Origin of the sequence: Bradyrhizobium genosp. SA-3, assembly GCF_004212635.1 — a bacterium.
Lineage (GTDB): Bacteria > Pseudomonadota > Alphaproteobacteria > Rhizobiales > Xanthobacteraceae > Bradyrhizobium.
Map to the genome: position 1 here is coordinate 1 of NZ_PSRT01000023.1, position 17037 is coordinate 17037.

At 61.5% G+C, this 17037-nt stretch carries 26 protein-coding genes and 1 tRNA gene; 22 read left to right on the forward strand and 5 right to left on the reverse strand.

Features of this window, described 5'->3' with window-relative positions:
• The 4 genes from CWO91_RS10110 to CWO91_RS10125 form a co-directional block, all read right to left on the reverse strand.
• Positions 1-237: carboxymuconolactone decarboxylase family protein (locus CWO91_RS10110; protein WP_208753009.1), on the reverse strand; the 237-nt coding region annotated here is incomplete at its 3' end.
• Positions 176-604: a MerR family transcriptional regulator gene (locus CWO91_RS10115; protein ID WP_130213402.1), complete on the reverse strand. Its 429-nt coding sequence runs from the start codon at positions 602-604 to the stop codon at positions 176-178. The genes CWO91_RS10110 and CWO91_RS10115, both read right to left, overlap by 62 nt.
• Positions 605-748: 144 nt before the next feature.
• Positions 749-1762: a Bug family tripartite tricarboxylate transporter substrate binding protein gene (locus CWO91_RS10120; protein WP_165405335.1), complete on the reverse strand. Its 1014-nt coding sequence runs from the start codon at positions 1760-1762 to the stop codon at positions 749-751.
• A 110-nt stretch (positions 1763-1872) separates the two neighbouring features.
• Positions 1873-2355 carry an outer membrane protein assembly factor BamE gene (locus tag CWO91_RS10125; protein ID WP_165405336.1) on the reverse strand — a complete coding sequence of 161 codons (483 nt, stop codon included), beginning with the start codon at positions 2353-2355 and terminating at the stop codon, positions 1873-1875.
• A 98-nt stretch (positions 2356-2453) separates the two neighbouring features.
• Between CWO91_RS10125 and CWO91_RS10130 the strand changes: the two genes are divergently transcribed.
• The 22 genes from CWO91_RS10130 to CWO91_RS44150 all read left to right on the forward strand — a co-directional run bounded on the left by CWO91_RS10130 (position 2454) and on the right by CWO91_RS44150 (position 16674).
• Complete coding sequence (locus CWO91_RS10130; RefSeq protein WP_130213338.1) at positions 2454-3005, forward strand: ubiquinol-cytochrome C chaperone family protein; 552 nt, start codon at positions 2454-2456, stop codon at positions 3003-3005.
• The gene (locus tag CWO91_RS10135; protein WP_130213339.1) at positions 3002-3571 is read left to right on the forward strand and encodes a YceD family protein; all 570 of its coding nucleotides are present in this window, start codon (positions 3002-3004) and stop codon (positions 3569-3571) included. The genes CWO91_RS10130 and CWO91_RS10135 overlap by 4 nt, the downstream gene beginning before the upstream one ends.
• 297 nt (positions 3572-3868) lie before the next feature.
• Positions 3869-4930 carry a phosphate acyltransferase PlsX gene (gene plsX, locus CWO91_RS10140; RefSeq protein ID WP_130213340.1) on the forward strand — a complete coding sequence of 354 codons (1062 nt, stop codon included), beginning with the start codon at positions 3869-3871 and terminating at the stop codon, positions 4928-4930.
• Positions 4927-5907, forward strand: a complete 981-nt coding sequence (locus CWO91_RS10145; RefSeq protein WP_128933372.1) for a beta-ketoacyl-ACP synthase III — start codon at positions 4927-4929, stop codon at positions 5905-5907. The genes plsX and CWO91_RS10145 overlap by 4 nt, the downstream gene beginning before the upstream one ends.
• Before the next feature lie 131 nt (positions 5908-6038).
• Positions 6039-6380, forward strand: coding sequence for an integration host factor subunit alpha (locus tag CWO91_RS10150; RefSeq protein ID WP_176945860.1), 342 nt, complete (start codon positions 6039-6041; stop codon positions 6378-6380).
• 24 nt (positions 6381-6404) lie between these two features.
• The gene (locus CWO91_RS10155; RefSeq protein ID WP_130213341.1) at positions 6405-6983 is read left to right on the forward strand and encodes a MerR family transcriptional regulator; all 579 of its coding nucleotides are present in this window, start codon (positions 6405-6407) and stop codon (positions 6981-6983) included.
• Positions 6984-7095: 112 nt separating this feature from the next.
• Positions 7096-7173: transfer RNA gene (locus tag CWO91_RS10160), tRNA-Pro, on the forward strand.
• Positions 7174-7366: 193 nt separating this feature from the next.
• The gene (locus CWO91_RS10165; RefSeq protein ID WP_130213342.1) at positions 7367-7573 is read left to right on the forward strand and encodes a helix-turn-helix transcriptional regulator; all 207 of its coding nucleotides are present in this window, start codon (positions 7367-7369) and stop codon (positions 7571-7573) included.
• A gap of 64 nt (positions 7574-7637) precedes the next feature.
• On the forward strand, positions 7638-7895 hold the full coding sequence (locus CWO91_RS42830) for a hypothetical protein (RefSeq protein ID WP_165405337.1): 258 nt from the start codon (positions 7638-7640) through the stop codon (positions 7893-7895).
• A complete protein-coding gene (locus CWO91_RS10170; protein WP_165405338.1) occupies positions 7876-9180 on the forward strand; it encodes an AAA family ATPase in 1305 nt (434 codons plus the stop codon). The genes CWO91_RS42830 and CWO91_RS10170 overlap by 20 nt, the downstream gene beginning before the upstream one ends.
• Positions 9181-9516: 336 nt before the next feature.
• Positions 9517-10392: a hypothetical protein gene (locus CWO91_RS10175; RefSeq protein WP_245471191.1), complete on the forward strand. Its 876-nt coding sequence runs from the start codon at positions 9517-9519 to the stop codon at positions 10390-10392.
• A 523-nt stretch (positions 10393-10915) separates the two neighbouring features.
• Positions 10916-11440: a hypothetical protein gene (locus CWO91_RS10180; protein WP_130213345.1), complete on the forward strand. Its 525-nt coding sequence runs from the start codon at positions 10916-10918 to the stop codon at positions 11438-11440.
• Between the two features lie 2 nt (positions 11441-11442).
• A complete protein-coding gene (locus CWO91_RS10185) occupies positions 11443-12033 on the forward strand; it encodes a hypothetical protein (RefSeq protein ID WP_130213346.1) in 591 nt (196 codons plus the stop codon).
• On the forward strand, positions 12026-12214 hold the full coding sequence (locus CWO91_RS10190; protein WP_130213347.1) for a hypothetical protein: 189 nt from the start codon (positions 12026-12028) through the stop codon (positions 12212-12214). The genes CWO91_RS10185 and CWO91_RS10190 overlap by 8 nt, the downstream gene beginning before the upstream one ends.
• Positions 12207-12716, forward strand: a complete 510-nt coding sequence (locus CWO91_RS10195; protein ID WP_245471192.1) for an HK97 family phage prohead protease — start codon at positions 12207-12209, stop codon at positions 12714-12716. Before CWO91_RS10190 ends, CWO91_RS10195 begins: the two co-directional genes overlap by 8 nt.
• On the forward strand, positions 12713-12931 hold the full coding sequence (locus CWO91_RS10200) for a hypothetical protein (protein WP_130213348.1): 219 nt from the start codon (positions 12713-12715) through the stop codon (positions 12929-12931). Before CWO91_RS10195 ends, CWO91_RS10200 begins: the two co-directional genes overlap by 4 nt.
• Before the next feature lie 6 nt (positions 12932-12937).
• A complete protein-coding gene (locus CWO91_RS10205) occupies positions 12938-13141 on the forward strand; it encodes a hypothetical protein (protein WP_130213349.1) in 204 nt (67 codons plus the stop codon).
• 142 nt (positions 13142-13283) lie between these two features.
• Positions 13284-13613 (forward strand): P27 family phage terminase small subunit, encoded by a 330-nt coding sequence (locus tag CWO91_RS10210; RefSeq protein ID WP_130213350.1) that lies wholly within the window; start codon positions 13284-13286, stop codon positions 13611-13613.
• Positions 13613-13867: a hypothetical protein gene (locus CWO91_RS10215; protein WP_130213351.1), complete on the forward strand. Its 255-nt coding sequence runs from the start codon at positions 13613-13615 to the stop codon at positions 13865-13867. The genes CWO91_RS10210 and CWO91_RS10215 overlap by 1 nt, the downstream gene beginning before the upstream one ends.
• Positions 13867-14139 (forward strand): hypothetical protein, encoded by a 273-nt coding sequence (locus tag CWO91_RS10220; protein ID WP_130213352.1) that lies wholly within the window; start codon positions 13867-13869, stop codon positions 14137-14139. Before CWO91_RS10215 ends, CWO91_RS10220 begins: the two co-directional genes overlap by 1 nt.
• Before the next feature lie 130 nt (positions 14140-14269).
• Entirely contained in the window at positions 14270-14887 is a 618-nt protein-coding gene (locus CWO91_RS10225; RefSeq protein WP_130213353.1) for a hypothetical protein, read from the forward strand.
• Positions 14888-15048: 161 nt separating this feature from the next.
• Positions 15049-16674 (forward strand): carbohydrate-binding protein, encoded by a 1626-nt coding sequence (locus tag CWO91_RS44150; protein ID WP_245471193.1) that lies wholly within the window; start codon positions 15049-15051, stop codon positions 16672-16674.
• Positions 16675-16757: 83 nt separating this feature from the next.
• Here the strand turns inward: CWO91_RS44150 and CWO91_RS10235 are convergent, their stop codons facing one another.
• Positions 16758-16940 (reverse strand): hypothetical protein, encoded by a 183-nt coding sequence (locus tag CWO91_RS10235; RefSeq protein WP_433995551.1) that lies wholly within the window; start codon positions 16938-16940, stop codon positions 16758-16760.
• Positions 16941-17037: the final 97 nt, after the last annotated feature.

Here is a 17037-nt window from a genome sequence, read left to right on the forward strand (position 1 = left end):
TGTGGCGTTCCCCATGGCCGCGAGCGCTGCGATCGTTGCGATTTCGCGCGAACGGACGTCGAGCCCGGGCCGTGAGTAGATGTCGCCGAATGGAAATTCGAGTACATAAGTGGCGAAGTCTGGGGCGATGTCACCAAGCGCCGCCACGACCTTATGGCCGGCCTCTCCGTCGATCTCAGCGAGTGCGCGGCGACCGCGCTCCAACCGGCTTTCGCCGACGTTCGGGAAGTGTTGCATCATAATCCTTCATCCTCTGTTCCGTTTCGGCATAACCGCCGATCTTGGTGTCGAGGACGAGAAGACAGGCATTCAGTTCGTCGACGTGGGCACGCACGCTTTCACGGTGCCGCTCCAGCAGCGCGCGCCGCTCGGCCTCGGTGCCGCTGCCTCGATCCCGGAGTTCCGCGTAAAGCAGCATGTCCCGGATTGGCATGCCGGTCGTCTTCAGGCGGCCGAGAAACTCGATCCAGGCAAGGATCGAAGCGTCGTAGTCACGTCGGCTGGATCGATCCCGGTCGGCGTAAGGCAACAACCCGATCCGCTCGTAGTAGCGGATCGTATGGGCCGTCAGTCCGGAACGCCTTGCGAGTTCGCCGATCTTCATGCCCACCTGTCTCTCATCACGACGCACGCAAACTACGAGTTTGAGCGCGCTCTAAGTCAAGAGACATTCTGGCCCTGACTGTGTACGCGCGTCGCGCCGCTGGCGGTCGGCAGGTCCGGTCGGGCCATGCGGCGGGCCAGCGACCTACTGCACGTCCATCTGCAGCCCTTCCTTCTGGATGATGCCGGCGAATTTCTTCGTCTCGGCGTCCACGAAGGCGGCGAACTGCTCCGGCGTGCCGTAGTCGGCGCGGGCGCCCATGGCGGCGATGTTCTTCTTGATGTCGTCGCGCTCCAGCATCGCCTTGACCTGAAGATTGAGCGCGTTGAGCACCTCGGGTGAGACCCCCTTCGGCAGGAACACGGAGAACCAGGAGGACACGTCGAAGTTCGCCAGCTCCGGCGCGCTCTCGCGCATGGTCGGCAGGTTCGGCGCGAGCTCGCTGCGTTCGGTCGTGGTGACGCAGAGTCCGTTGAGCGTGCCGTTCTGCACCTGCGGCAGGCTCGGATAGAGATTGTCGAACAGGATCTGGATGTCGCCGGCGAGCGCGGCCTGGAGCGCGGGGCCGGCGCCGCGGAACGGGATGTGGGTCATCTTCAGCCCGGTGAGCTGGAGAAACCAGGCGCCGGTGAGGTGAGGGCTCTGGCCGACGCCTGAGGAGGCGTAGCTGAGCTTGTCAGGATTGGCCTTCAGGTACGCGATCAGCTCGGCGATCGATTTGATGCCGGTCTTCGGATGTGCCGAGACGATGTTCGGGATCCGGATCATGTTGGAGACCGGCTGAAGCTGGTCCGGCTTGTAGGTGAGGTTCTTGAAAATGCTGTAGGCGATCGCGTTCGGCCCGGGGTTGCCGACCAGGATGGTGTGACCATCAGGCTTGGCACGGACCACCTCGGCCGTTCCGATCGTGCCGCCGCCGCCGGAGCGGTTTTCCACGACCGCCGACTGGCCCCAGGCGGTTTGCAGATGCGCGGCGAGGAGCCGGCCCATGACATCGGTGGAGCCGCCGGCGGCCGCCGGCACGACGAGGCGAACGTTCTCAGTCGGCTTCCAGTCGGCCAGGCTCGATCGCGGCAGGATGGCTGCGGCCGAAAGACCGGCAACGCCGGTGAGCACGCGACGGCGGGACAACGAAATGTTCTGAAGTTTCTTGGACACGAATCCACTCCCTGCTTCTTGTTTTGCCGGGAGCGTAGGGAACCCGGCGCGCGACGGCAAGCCGCACGCGAGGGCAAGTGCCGCGCGGAGGGCGGCACGACGCCGCAGGCTCAGTTAAAGCTGAGCAGTTTGAACAGCGGCGCGAGGTAGCTCATCTCCTGGCCCGACGTCGCCGTGGTGCGGCTGATGAAGTCGAAGATCTTGCCGTCCTGGAGGCCGTAATTCGCCAGCCGGCGCACGCGCCGGTTCTTGTCGAAATAGATCGCGATCACGCGCTGGTCGACCACCTTCTGGTTCATGAAGGCGACCATGCGCTCGGAGCGCTGCGAGATGTAGTAGAACACTTCACCGTCGAGGGTCGCGACCGTGGAGGGCGTGCCCATCACGATCAGCACCTGGTCCTGGCTCGCGCCGATCGGAATCTGCTCCAGCGCGCCGGGCGGCAGGATGTAGCCCTTCTGGAACTGCTCACCGGTGCACCCGGCGAGGGCGGCGCCGACCAGGGTCGCGGCCGCGAGCATGCGCAGGCCGCGCCAGCGTGCATGAAGGCCGCGCTTGTCCGCACGCAGGCCGGTCTGGTTCGTCATCGTCATAGCGGAACTGATTCCGTCCCCTTGCGTCGCGCGAGGCGCTGAAGTACCGGGCGGAGGCTCTGAATGCAACACGCGCGCGCCCGCTTGCGGAAACCACAATGCTTTGGCCGTTCAATCACTTCAGGAAACCCCGGCTAACCCCGCCGGGCACCATTGAAGCCATCTATGGCATGATCGTGACGCAGGCGCGAGAACCCATATTTTACCGTGACTTGGGCGTACCGGATACGGTTAACGGTCGTTTCGACCTGTTGCTGCTGCATCTCTGGCTGCTGCTGCGCCGCCTGCGCACGGTCCAGGGCGCCACCGACCTGTCGCAGGCGCTGTTCGACCGCTTCTGCGAGGACATGGACGACAATCTGCGCGAGATGGGGGTGGGCGACCAGACCGTGCCGAAGCGGATGCGGGCGTTTGGCGAGGCCTTCTATGGCCGCGTCCAGGCTTATGACCAGGCCATGGAGGGCGCCGGCGAGGCGCTGGCATCGGCGATCTGCAAGAATATCTTGAACGGGACCGGCATGGATCAGGCGCAGAGGCTCGCGGCCTATGCCCGGGCCACGGAAGCCGATCTCGGCCGGACCGACGAGGCCGCGCTCTTGCGCGCGTCCTTCAAATTTCCCCCGGCAATCCCAGAGGATGTCATGCCATGAACCGACCGACGAGCGGATCTCAGCCCGATCCCTGGCGGGCGCCCGTCATCGTGGCGCAGGTCCCCGACACCGGCCTGCATCGCGAACTCGAAGCATCGGCGGCCGAGCGGCAGGCCATGGCCGAGATCGCGGGCGTGCGGGAGATCCTGTCCGCCCATGCCAGCTTCGATGTCGTGCCGAAAAGCGGCGGGCGGGTCCAGGTCACCGGGCTGGTCCGCGGCCGGATCGGCCAGACCTGCGTCGTCACGCTCGATCCGATCGAGAGCGAGATCGAGGAAGAGGTGGACCTGCTGTTCGCCCCCGAGGCCGAGGCGCGCCGGCTGGCCGACCTGATCGAGGAGGGGCAGGACGATAAGGAGCCGCCCGATGTCGCCGATCCCCCGGAGGCGATCGTCAATGGCATCATCGACCTCGGCCGTCTCGCCACTGACGCATTGTTCCTGGCGATCGATCCCTATCCGCGCAAGGAGGGGGCCGTGTTCGAGGCGGAGGCCACCGCCCTCGATCCGGAGGACCATCCATTCGCGGCACTGAAGGCACTTCAGGACAGGAAAAAAGGCAAGTAGCTCGGGATTTCCGGCGGGACCGCTTGGGGCGGGACACGAGCCGTTTGCCGCGATGGTTTGAAGAACGGTTATATCCGTTTGATTTCAATGCATTTCTTGGAGATTCATCCGTCCGCTCGCGGATCGTCCTGAATGCAAAAGGCTGGGGGCAAGAGGTTGTTTCGGGGTAACAAAACGCTATTGTCGCGCCCCGGTTCGGGTGCGGCGTGGCGCTTGGCCAGTCGCCATGTCCGTGGCGAACCCATTTTGCGGCCCCGCTAGCTCAAGACCGCACGAGACCAGGTTTCCAGGACTTTCATGCCAAGCAAGGTTCGCATCGCGCTGGACGCCATGGGAGGCGATGTCGGTCCCGCCGTGGTCATTCCCGGTGCTGCCATCTCGCTGGGCAGGCACCGTGATAGCGAATTCCTGCTGGTCGGCGACCGCGCCAAAATCGACCCCGAGCTCGAAAAGCACGCCGCGCTCAAGGCCGCCTCGAAGATCATTCATACCGACGTTGCCGTCAGCGGCTCGGACAAGCCGAGCCAGGCGCTGCGGCGCGGCCGCAAGACCTCCTCGATGTGGCTCGCGATCGATGCCGTGAAGAAGGGTGAGGCGGATGTCGCGATCTCCGCCGGCAATACCGGCGCGCTGATGGCGATGGCCCGTTTCCACCTGCGCACGCTGCCGGGCATCGACCGTCCGGCCATCTCCGCGATATGGCCGACCAGGCGCGGCGAGTCCGTCGTGCTCGATCTCGGCGCCACCCTCGGCGGCGATGCGCATCATCTGGTCTCGATGGCGGTCATGGGCGCGGCCAAGGCGAGCGTGCTGTTCAACAAGACGCGGCCCACGGTCGGACTGCTCAACATCGGCGCCGAGGAGATCAAGGGCCACGAGGAGATCCGCGAGGCCAGCGAGATCCTGCGTGCGAGGAACCTGCCCGAGCTCGACTATATCGGCTTCGTCGAGGGCGACGGCATCGGCAAGGGGCTGGCCGACGTCATCGTGACCGAAGGTTTTAGCGGCAACATCGCGCTGAAGGCCGCCGAGGGAACCGCGCGCCAGATGGCGGAATTACTCCGCAACGAGATGCAGCGGAGCTGGCTGTCCAAGCTCGGCTACCTCTTCGCGCGCAGCGCCTTCCAGGCCCTGCGTGACAAGATGGACCCCAACAAGTCCAATGGCGGCGTGCTGCTGGGGCTGAACGGGGTGGTGGTCAAGAGCCACGGCGGAACCAACGCCGAAGGCTTTGCCTATGCGATCGATGTTGGCTATGAGATGGCTCACTACGATCTCCTGAACAAGATCAATCAGATGCTCAACCGCGAGGGCGGTGCACTTAGTTCCGTGCAGGCCGCGCAGGAGGCTGTTTCGTGACGAAAATCCGTTCGGTCGTGCTCGGCTGCGGCTCTTATCTGCCGGAGCAGGTGGTGACCAACGCCCAATTGGCGGCGCGCATCGACACCTCCGACGAGTGGATCGTACAGCGCACCGGCATCCGTGAACGGCACATCGCGGCCGAGGGCGAGTTCACCTCGCACCTGGCGCTGAGGGCAGCGCAGGCTGCGCTCACCGATGCCGGCGTAGACGCGCAATCGATCGAGCTGATCGTGCTGGCGACCTCGACGCCGGACAATACGTTCCCGGCAACTGCGGTCGCCGTGCAGCACGGGCTCGGCATCAACCATGGCGCGGCGTTCGACCTCCAGGCGGTGTGCTCGGGCTTCGTGTTCGCGCTCGCCACCGCCGACAATTTCCTGCGCACCGGCGCCTATAAGCGCGCGCTGGTGATCGGCGCGGAGACTTTCTCGCGTATCCTCGACTGGAACGACCGCGGCACCTGCGTGCTGTTTGGCGACGGCGCCGGCGCGGTGGTGCTGGAGGCGCAGGAGCAGCCGGGCAATGCCGCGACCGACCGCGGCATTGTGACCACGCACTTACGCTCCGATGGCCGCCACAAGGCAAAACTGTTCGTCGACGGCGGACCGTCCTCGACCCAGACCGTCGGCCATCTGCGCATGGAGGGCCGCGAGGTTTTCAAGCACGCGGTCGGCATGATCACCGACGTGATCGTCGACGCGTTCCAGGCGACCGGGCTCAACGCCGACAGCATCGACTGGTTCGTGCCGCACCAGGCCAACAAGCGAATCATCGACGCCTCCGCCCACAAGCTCCATATCGCCCCTGAGAAGGTGGTGCTGACGGTGGACCGGCACGGCAACACCTCGGCGGCCTCGATTCCCCTGGCGCTCGCGGTGGCGCGCAAGGACGGCCGCATCAAGAAGGGCGACCTGGTCCTGCTGGAAGCCATGGGCGGCGGCTTCACCTGGGGCTCTGCCCTCGTGCGCTGGTAGCAACAGTCGATAAAATTTTGCCGGAATCAGCGCGATTATCGATGCCTCTGCATTGATGAGCGCTGTTGACCGCCGTATCGTAACCTCCTAATTTCAGACAACAATTGTTCGCCGTGATGTGGGGCAGGGCGATGACCGAGACCAGCAAAACCGTAACGCGTGTTGATCTGTGCGAAGCCGTCTACCAGAAGGTGGGACTGTCGCGCACGGAGTCGTCCGCCTTCGTGGAACTCGTGCTGAAGGAGATCACCGACTGCCTCGAGAAGGGCGAAACGGTGAAATTGTCCTCGTTCGGCTCGTTCATGGTGCGCAAAAAGGGTCAGCGTATCGGCCGTAACCCGAAGACTGGCACCGAGGTGCCGATCTCGCCGCGCCGGGTGATGGTGTTCAAGCCGTCGGCGATCCTGAAGCAGCGGATCAACGCCCAGCATCGCACCAACGGCGATGGCAGCAAGGTTCAACCCGAGGCGTAACCGCCTATCGGAAAGGATTGGCATTTGGACAAGGCGCCGGATGCGTTCCGAACCATCAGCGAAGTAGCGCAGGAGCTCGACATTCCGCAGCACGTGCTGCGGTTCTGGGAGACCCGTTTCTCCCAGATCAAGCCGATGAAGCGCAGCGGCGGCCGCCGCTATTACCGCCCCGACGACGTCGACCTGCTCAAGGGCATCCGCCGCCTGCTCTACGGCGAGGGCTACACCATCCGCGGAGTGCAGCGGATCCTGAAGGAGCACGGCGTCAAATCGGTGCAGGGCCTCGCCGATAGCGCGGCCGCGGTCTCGTTCGGGGCCATCGAGGATGCCATCGGCGCGAGCCTGATGGAGCCCGAGGACGAGGCGCCGATCAAGGGCGTCACCGACACCGACGATGACGACTACCAGGGCAACGAAGAGGAAGGCATCGACTTCCGCTTCGCCGAGATCGACGACGAGGACATCCTCACCACCTTCCGCAAGGGCGGCGCCGCTGCCGCACCCGCCGGCCCCAGCGCGCTGGACCGGGAGCGGCTCGGGCGGGCGCTCGCCGACCTCGTCGCCTGCCGTGAGATGCTGGATCAGGCGCTGAAGGACGGCTAGGGGCCGCTTTCCGCGGGCTTTGCGGGCAGTTCCGGGGGCTTTGGGCTGATACACCAAAATGCTGCGGCCTCGCCTTGCGCAAAGCGGCGATCCTAGCTAATGGAACGACATTCGGAGCGTGGCGCAGCCCGGTTAGCGCACTAGTCTGGGAGACTAGGGGTCGGAGGTTCAAATCCTCTCGCTCCGACCAACAAAATCAAGGACTTAGCGGGAGTCTGAAAAGCTGGCTATAAAGTTTGTAGCCATTATGTAGCCAGCCATATCCGCTTTAGCGCGAGCCCCCTGGCGAGGCGGCATAAAATTTTTCCGCAGTCTGTTTAGCAACCAGTCCCGTCGACCACACTAGTGTTGGTACATGCAACGCCAACACACGGAGGCAAACGGTGGCGAACATCAGGGTTCGGGAGGCGGCCGAGTATCTCGGCGTCTCGAAGTCCTTTCTGGATAAAGCTCGCTGCTACGGGACCAACGGTCCTGCGTTTATGCGTTTCGGCAAGGCAGTCGTTTACAGCACCGATGAATTGGATCGTTGGGCGCGAACTTGCACCGTCGCCAACGAAAACAAGCAGAGCTGCACCCAAGCCGCCTAAGCACGACTGGCCTTTAGCCAGGTGCACCGCCCCCGATGGGGCAACCCTGACCGGGGATCTCACATTGCGAATAGTTGACATCCGACCAAGCCCACCGGGCTCGACGACCCTCGCGCGCTTCGACCTGCAGCTTAACGACCATCTGCGCCTCTACAACCTGGGCCTTCGCCAGCGCGGCGACGAGCCCGCGCGCGTCATTGCGCCGAATGCTTTTCAACAGCGTGTCGCCACCTTTTCTCCTTCGTTCAATAAGGCGCTCGCTGAACTCGCTCTTAAATCCCTTGTGGAGCTTCAGGCCGCCGATGTCAGCACCAACTCCTGAGGCCACCGGTCGGAGCGGCAAGTCTCTCGCCGCGACCCCATTCAGATGGACCGATCCGGCGAAGTTGCCGCCCATCGGGATGGTCGCTAGCGCGCCAGCGCTAGAGGAAATCGATCCGAAGATCATGGGTTGGATGCGGCAGGCTATAGCTGCGCGCGACATTGTTGAGGCGTCCCAGCCGGTCGCGGCCAATGACAATCAGCAAGCCGACAATATCAAAATCATTGATCCTTCGGACTGGGAAGGGCAGCCAATCCCGGATCGGCGATGGTATCTTGAAGGCCTAATCCCAAACGGGCAGGTGACGTTGCTATCCGGTGACGGTGGCACCGGCAAAAGCCTGTTGGCGTATCAGGTCGGATTGGCCGGAGTACTTGGTATCGAAACGCTGGGGTTCAGGCCGGCAGAGGGCCGCGTCGTCTACTTTGCGGCGGAAGATGACGAGGGTGAACTAAAGCGGCGCGGCCACGACATCCTAACCGCTGTAGGGCGCACGTTTGCTGACCTGAAAGGGGGCATGCGCGTTATCCCGATGGCTGGCAAGGACGCCGAGCTAGTGTCCGAAAAACGCCGAAGCCGTGAACTTGAGCTTACAGCTCTGGCCCAACGGATTACGGACCTGTTGGCGGACTTCTTGCCGAAGCTTCTGATCCTCGACACGGCAGCTGATGTGTTTGGCGGCGATGAGATCAACCGCAAGCAGGTTCGATTCTTCGTGTCGATGTTGCGCCGCTTTGCAATGGACTTCGACCTGGCTGTCCTTCTGCTCTCGCATCCATCGGTGCAAGGCATGCAGTCCGGCACGGGCCTGTCAGGGTCGACGGCATGGAATAACTCGGTGCGATCGAGGCTGTATTTCACCGCAGACAAGACCGATGAGGATCTACGTCTGCTGAAGAACATGAAAGCGAATTACGGCAGGAAGGGCGCCGAAACCAAACTGCGTTGGCATGAGGGGGCTTTTGTTCTTGACGATGGCAAGCCGACAGCGCACGCGGCCTTGTTAGCCAACCATGCAGACGAAGTGTTCCTCAAATTACTTTCGTCCATCAACGGAAGCGGCAGGCGAGTGTCGTCTTCCAGAAGCACCGCGTATGCGCCAACCGTTATGGCGGCCCTGCCGGAACGCGAGGGTACGAGTAAGAAGGCGCTGGAGGAGGCGATGGCGAGATTGTTTGCTGAAAACAAGATCGCGGTCGTCAAGGAAGGTCCACCGTCCAGGTCGCGTGAGCGATTGGTGGTGGTCGAGGATGAAATCCGCCAGAAGCGGATGGCGCCAACCTAGGCCTTCCAACGGTCTACCAACGCCCTACCAACGGCTACCAACGGGGTGTGTGTTCCAACCCCCTTATACCCCCACCGTTGGGATGGAATCCCAACCCGGTTGGTAGGCCGGTTGGAATTCCACCCAAGAAAGGCGCTAATTTCCTTCAGACCAGTTTCCGCAGCTAAGCGCCTGATCTCTTTAGCCCTAAGGCCGATTTCCAAAAGTGTGCAGCCGGAAACCGGCCACGCCAAGAGCCAGCAAATGGCCAGTACGTCACGTCACCTGAGACAATCTATGAATCATACCCCGCTCGAATCACGCCTCGCCCGTGCAGGCAGGCGTTCAGATCTCCGCATGCTCCAAGACTACGCCGCGCCGCCGACAACTTCGGCATGGTTCGCAGCCAACGATAACGAGGTCGGCAGCACACAAGTTGACAGGATAGTGGAGATCCGGCCGAGCCCAGCGGAGCAAATGCGCATTGTCGTGAATGACGCCATCAGGATCCGCGGCGGCTACGGCCCGATCACGCATAGGGAGCTTGATGCCGCAGCCCGGCGCAACTTGAAGGTTGAGGACGGGCGCATAGTGAAATGGCGGGGCTCCGATAACCGCTGGCACCACGCTGCGGAGTTATTCCGGCAAGTGAAGGGCGGTCGCCGCAAGACCGATGAGGAGCGGCTTGCCGACAATCAGCGGCACCTTTCGATTAGCGGTAGCGGCGGGTTTCCGGTGGCATCGACCTATCGTGAGCGTGGCTCCGAGGGTGAGGATTATCGACGCATGCGCTCAGCCCATTGGGCGCAGAGTCTGTGTGCATGCAATGACAATCGACGGATGGAGATAGACCGCACGGGTCTAGGTTCGCGCGCCACATTCGCTGAGGCGAGGAGCAATGCCGGCCTTGCGCCAGCAGAACGGTGCCCGACTGCCATTGCGCACGGTGCCGAGTTCTTGGCCTATCGCGTGCACAGCAATCCGACCGCAGCGAAGGGCAGCTTCGTAGGTGCGCCAGACGCAGCTGAGAATGCCATCGTGGCCGGCATTGACGCGCCACGTATCGCGGCTGCGCTCGGAGAGCATCGCGAGGTGTTGGAAGCCAGCTTAGACGGCATGACCGCTCGCGAGATCGCCGCAAAACGTGGCTGGGGCAGCGGCAAGGCAGGCGAGCGCAAGAGCGTGGCACTGCAGGACGCAGCACTGGTCACGCTGGAGAAGATCGCCGCCTAGCAATGAAGCCATGGTCTAGCCTCATTTGAGACTGGAATCGCCGATCAATATCCCCCGCGCTACAGCGGGGAGACGGCGAGACGTGGCGAAGGAGCGGAGACGCAATGTCTATGCTGCACAGATCTTGGTCGACGGCAGTCCTGTGCGGTGCAAGGTCCGCCACCTCACGGATTCCTCTGCGATAGTCCAAGTCGATAACGCGCCTTTCGTGCCCGCATTGTTCGGCCTGCGGGTTCCAGGTGCCGGCTTGGACACTGGCTGCTCGGTTGTGTGGCGTGATGAGCGCCGTCTCGCTGTGAAGTTTCTGAACTAGCGACCTGCTTTTTTCGTAGACACGCGTCCCCGCCCGCAGGTGGGACCGTATTGACATGTAGGGATGTGCTCATCCCGACGTGACGTGCATCTTGGCGAGCCGGCCACCACCCGGCGTCGCCATCTTTTCCGGCCGTAGCGCCGTGAAGCCGCGCAGTCGGCTTTTTATTTGGCCGATCAATCGCAATTCTTAACAATGGAGAATGGCCGCGTGGCCAGCTTGAACAACGCGCTCGACAGCATCGAGCGCCATCTTGATTTCCCGCGAAGTCGAAGCGCCGGCATTGCGAGGCGCATGCAAGAATCCAGCATCCTACCGATCGGCGCACCTGGCGTCGCGCCGGAACTGGACGAGGACAACGTGCTCGATCTCGTCGTTGCGTTGGCATCCGACGTCACCTTGCATGAGGCACCTGACGCGGTTCGCGCTTTCCACGCGATGACGCCTGGTGGCATGAGCTCAGCTGATGCGCCATCATCGATTCCAAACGCGCCAATCGCCATCGCGATCTTGATCGAAGATGCCCGGTCCAGCGTTGTGGATGCGCGTGCATCCAAGATTGAGGTTTCGTGCAATTGGCGAGCCGTCGCGATTCACGGGCCAAACGGCGCCGTTAAGCGCTTCAGTCAGCCGGGAGTGAATTGCGCTCACTGGCAATCTAACGGTCATCACAAGTCAATCACTATCAACGTCGTCGCACTTGCTGACGCGCTCGACGAGCTTTTTGGAGAATAACCTTGGCACCTTTGAAAAAGAAATCCGTCGACGAATACCGCGTGCCCTCGCTTATCGAAGCCAGCCCGGAACATGCTGGCCTAGTAGCGAAACATACTGAACTGCAAACCCGCTATAACGAACTGAACGCAGAACGCGCCTTGCTTCGGCGGGAGGTCAAGGTAGCTAAGGAGGCGGAAGCATCCGGTAAGAAACCGATTTCGCTCGCCGTCGCCGAATTGCTTGGCGACAACGCGGAAGAAAGCGTCGCTAGCCTTTCGAAGAAACTGCGCGAAGTCTCGGCTGAGATGGCGAACAATGAGAGCGCAACGGAGATATTGCGGCGACGTCTCGACGAATCGCGGAATGCTGCGAGCAAAATCGTTTGCGACACCGTGCTTCAGGAATACCGGCGCCGTCTTAGCGCATTATGCGAAGCCGCGCGTGCTCTGGAAGCCGCGCGCCAGGACGTTGACGAGCTGTTGGACCAGCTGGACGTTGAAGACGTTAACAAAAACTATTTGCGTCCGATTGCACCCCACTTCATGGGCGATCGGCGCGACGGCCGCGTGAGCCACTTTCTGCGTGAAGCGAAGGAGGCGCACAATGTTTGAACGGGCAACCACAAAACGCGCGCTATCGAGCAAGCAGTCGCGCCGCATCAAGCTGCCGGGCAAGGCAGAGGTTTACGCCAATACCGATCCTATTGAGATTGCGCGCGAACTGCGGGCGAAATCGAAGCTCGGCAAGCGCGAGGCACGGTTGGCCGCCGCGGAGAATAAGGCGCGTGGCTGATAACGTCATTTCGGGATTCGCTGTGGTGTTCGGGGTCGAAACAGTTATCGGTGGCTATTGGCGGGAAAGGATCGCCCGTGGCGCGTTCACTCGCACTCTGAAGGAGCAGCCGGACATCGTGATGCTCCTAAATCACGATACCGGGCGCGTACTCGGGCGGACCACAGCAGGCAGCCTTTCCCTCCGAGAGAATAGTGCTGGCCTGTACTTCTCTCTGACTGTCGATCCGTCCACGCCAGAAGGCCAGACGGCGCTTGGAACGGTTGGCCGGCAGGATATCCGCGGCTGCAGCTTCGGTTTTGTGATCCGTGCTGAGGAGTGGGCCGATGGCGACGACCGATTGCCGTTGAGAACGATTACAGATGTTGATCTGTTCGAGATCACCCTGACCGCATTTCCGGCCTATCCAACAACGACAGCCGCCTTGCGCGCCAATGCCAACAGTCAAGCCGCCCGTCGCCGCATCGAGGCGGCGCAGCGGAAGCGAGGTATTCTGAAATGACAATCAACGGCCTGGTGCACTCGTGGGATCGCTACAGGCATCGCGGCATCGCCGAATTGGATGACTGCAGCACGGTGCAAATTCATGCGAACAACCTAGCAGTGACGCGGCGTCGTCCCGAGTGGCAAGGCCCGTTTGAAATGCGCGCCGGTGATCGCTTCGAATGCGTCCGTGACGGTGATGGGCGCGTTGTTGATGTTCTGCGGGTGTGGTGAGGTACAATGAGCTACGCAACTAAGGTTTATAAGGAAGTCGGTGGCGACAAGATGACTGTCGTCGCTGGTGGCAGTATCCAGATTGGAAACGTCACGTTCACCGTGAATGCCGCAGGCAAGCTGCTTGTAACTGGGTTGCCGACCGTGAATCCCAATGTCGCTGGTCAGCTGTGGGCCAACAACGGCGTGCTGACGATCAGCGCGGGCTAACGGGTCTGGGGAGGGGTGTGGAACGGCCTTCCAGACTGCGCCATAGAACACCGGCCGCCACACCTAAACAATCGCGCGCGCTGCCCCGGTTCAACTAGTTGCGGCCTGCCACGCGAGCCCATTATTCAACGGATATTTAGATTTGAAACACGCCATTCCGACGCATCTATCCGCGCCATCTCGGCGCTGGATCAAACAGATTCTGGCCGATTTCGACCTTGAAAGCTTTCATTTTCGTCTCTTGGTGAAGGCCGCTGAGGCCTGGGACCGCAGCGAGCAGGCCCGAGAGCAGATCGCAATAGACGGCATCACCGTACCGGATCGGTATGGTGTCCTGAAGGCGCATCCGGCCGTCGCCATCGAGCGGGACTCCCGGTTGGCGTTCGCGCGCTTGCTCCGAGAGTTGGCGCTTGACGCCGCGGCACCTGATAGCCGGCCACCGCGCACCGCCGACTATGGATCGCGTCGCTGATGCCGGTTCGCAAGCGGAAGGATCGACGCAAGCAGGCTGCTGGGCTGGAGGAATGGGAATCCGCATTCGAATCCGGCTTCGACTTCTTCGGAGAGCTTGCCGACGCAGGCGTTGCGACCGACGCTTACGGCCGTCCCGACCGGGACGAAGCGCACAAGGCGTGGCAGCGGTTCGGCGCTGAGTTCATGCAGATTCCGCGTCATCCAATGCTAGGGCAGCCATGGGCTCTGGAGGAATTCGGGGATCCGCGCTGATGCCGACTCGGCTGAAGTGCAACAAGCGGCGCCGCAGCGTCTATATCACCCCCGAGGCGGTCGCACTGTTTCGGCAAGGCATCGAAGAGCGTGACGAACATAAGCTACGCGATATCAAGAGAGCGCTGGCTGCTGCCCTCGGACGCTCAAAATTTCGCGCCAGCCCGCTCGATCCACAACCACGGTCGTTGATCGGCGGTGACACTGAGCCGGTCGAGATCGTGCTGGCGCTCAGGGCCGCGCTGATGAAGTCGGCGGGACTATCAATCTAACGGAGTGACACACAATGCCAATCTTTACTGCAATCGCGGTGGCCGTAACAGGGCTTGCCGCTGGCACCTTCATCGACGAAGCGGAGATCGTGCACGTTGATGAAGAGTCTGAGGAAGAGGAAGACGAAGAATGACGGCGATCAACGTCTTCAAATCTTCGGACGCGGTCCACATTTTTAGCGACGGTGCCTTTCACCTGTCTGGCAAATTGCGTGGTATCGGGACCAAGGTTCACACGATCCCCGAGCATAACGCAGTCTTTGGCGTTACCGGCCTGTCGGTCATACCAACCCTGTTGGCGGCACAGTTGACCGAAACTCAGTTCCCCGGTCTTCGATCGCTTGCAGACGCGATGGCGGATCTGGTCAAGACGTGCTCCGCTCGGGGCAAGGCAGTCGGCCACCATTTGACCGGGCGATGCGATGTCGTCTTGGCAGGCTGGTCCGAGAATGCCGGCGCGTTGATCCACGTCGTCGAATGTCATCTTGACCACAATCTGTTCAAAGGAGGAGCGGTCGAGCGGTACATCCGGCCCAGCGTAGCTGGCTCGGCCGATATGCGTTTCCCAGAGGATGGACTGCAGTTGCTAGCGAAGCAGCGCGCAGCAAAGTTTAGCCGACCTGATGCAGGAACGTTCGGTAGCGTGACAGTCGGCGGGCTTGTCGGAGGCTTCGCTCAGCACACCCAGGTCGGTGCTGACGGAATCCGGATTAAGGTTCTGAAGCGTTGGCCAGACGAAATCGAATGACTGAATTAGTCACAGATGTGCGCATTGCTGGTCAAGAACCAGCTCTTTCCGTCCGCGAAGCAGTGACGCGACTTAAGGCCATCCTCCGTGAGTGCGCAGAAGACGACGGCAAGCGAAAGCTATACTTCGGATATTTAGAAACGTCGCTAGGAGATCTTTGAGTGACAGCACTTAATTCATACTCCACCGGCACCGCTACCGTTTCGGCGGGCGGCACGACCGTCACCGGCACCGGCACGATCTGGTCGGGTGTCAATGCCCGCCCTGGCGACATTTTCCAAATCGGCAATTATCAGTCGGTCATTTCGGACGTCGTCGACACCGGCACGCTGACTATTCCGCCGTGGGGCGGCGGTGCTCAGACCGCGGTCTCATACAAGATTTGGCAGGTCTCGCCGCAGCGTTTTGCCGGCGCGCAGGCAATGGCGGACGTTTCGACGCTGGTTGCGGCGCTGAATACGGATGGGTTTTTCTTTTTTGTTGATACGACCGAGACGGTGCCGGACCCGTCCCTCGGCAACGATGGTCAATATGCTTTCCAACCGACCACCGGCAAAACGTGGGTCAAGTCGGGTGGCGTCTGGACCTATCTCGGCATCTTCAAGGCGTTTCAACTGAGAGGCGCGTGGAGCGGCGCGACCGCCTATTCAGTCGGTGATGTCGTGTCGCTCAGCGGTTCAAGCTACGCTTGCGTGCTCGACCACACCAACCACACACCTCCGAATGCCACCTATTGGCAATTGCTCGCTGGCAAGGGCGACACTGGCGCCACCGGAGCGACCGGCGCCGGCTATGGCGGCACGTCGACCACGTCGCTCACGATCGGAACGGGCTCGAAGGCGTTCACCACGCAGTCAGGGCTCGCCTACCAGAACGGCGCGCGCGTGCGGGCCAGCTCGGCGGCGAATACGTCCAACTGGATGGAAGGTCTCGCCACCTATAGCGGAACGGCGCTAACCATTACTGTCGACAAGACCAACGGCAGCGGCACACTTGCCGATTGGAATCTCAACATTGTCGGCCAACCTGGCGCGGGTGACGTTTCGAGCGCTAATGCGTTGTCGGAATATACGGGTGTCGCTGCGACAGCGAGGGCAAATCTGGGCATCAAGCAGGCTGTTGCTCTCGCGGCAAGTCAAGATTTCAACGCGGTCACGTCGCCGGGAACTTACTACACTGTTGACGCATCCTCTACGAATGCGCCATCGGCTGCGTTTTACTTCTTGCGTGTTGAGACCGGCTCAGGGCTAACCGTCACTCAATGGGCCACGCTTTCTAACAATACAATCAGCTACGTTCGTGCTCGCGATTTCACTGGTGTTTGGACCACCTGGAAACAAATAGTTGATTGGACTGGTGCGGGTCACCTTCCGGGGATTGCTGGCAACACAGCAGCATCAACTGGCGAGGTCGGCGAGGTTATCTCAGCGAGCGGAACATCTGGCTCGCTTTCGAATGGTGTTGTCGCCGCTCTCGGCTCCATCTCTCTGACGGCAGGAGACTGGGATGTTAGTGCTACCGTACAATTTAACGCGAGCGGCGGCACCACGAGCACAGACTACAACGGGGCGATCTCCACGACGACCGCAAGTCTGACCCCTTACGGTACTTCAATTGCGTTTACCCAGCGCATCGTGTCGAGTGCCGACCATAGTGAGAATTTTGTCATTCCGCCTGTTCAGGCCCTCATAAACTCGACCACTTCATTTTATCTCAACGCGCGGTCTGCGTTTACCGGCACGGCACCGACGTCCACTTGGTCAATCCGTGCACGGCGGATGCGTTAATGGTAGAGCCGGCGCAGCGACTCGATGGTTTGGCGGTACTCGTCGATTGCCTCACGCGCCATTCAAGCGAGCGCGGCCCTCTATCACCGCTGATGACCTAAATCGACCCCTAACACGAGCGCCTTCTGACGGAGCGCTCCAACGGTGCGCTTCATCTCCTTTGAAATCTTCGCGACCGGCGTCCGGTCTTTCGAATGCTTTTTGAGCGTCCGCAAGTCAGCTGGTGTCCACTCGCGGCGAACGGTTTTCTTTGTCTTCTTGGCCAAACGGCGCTCCTTCAAATGTTGAGGGGCGAGGTCTAACAACATCGCGCAGTGCGCGCAACCATGCCGGTCATTAAACTTCACCGACTGGCTGGAAATT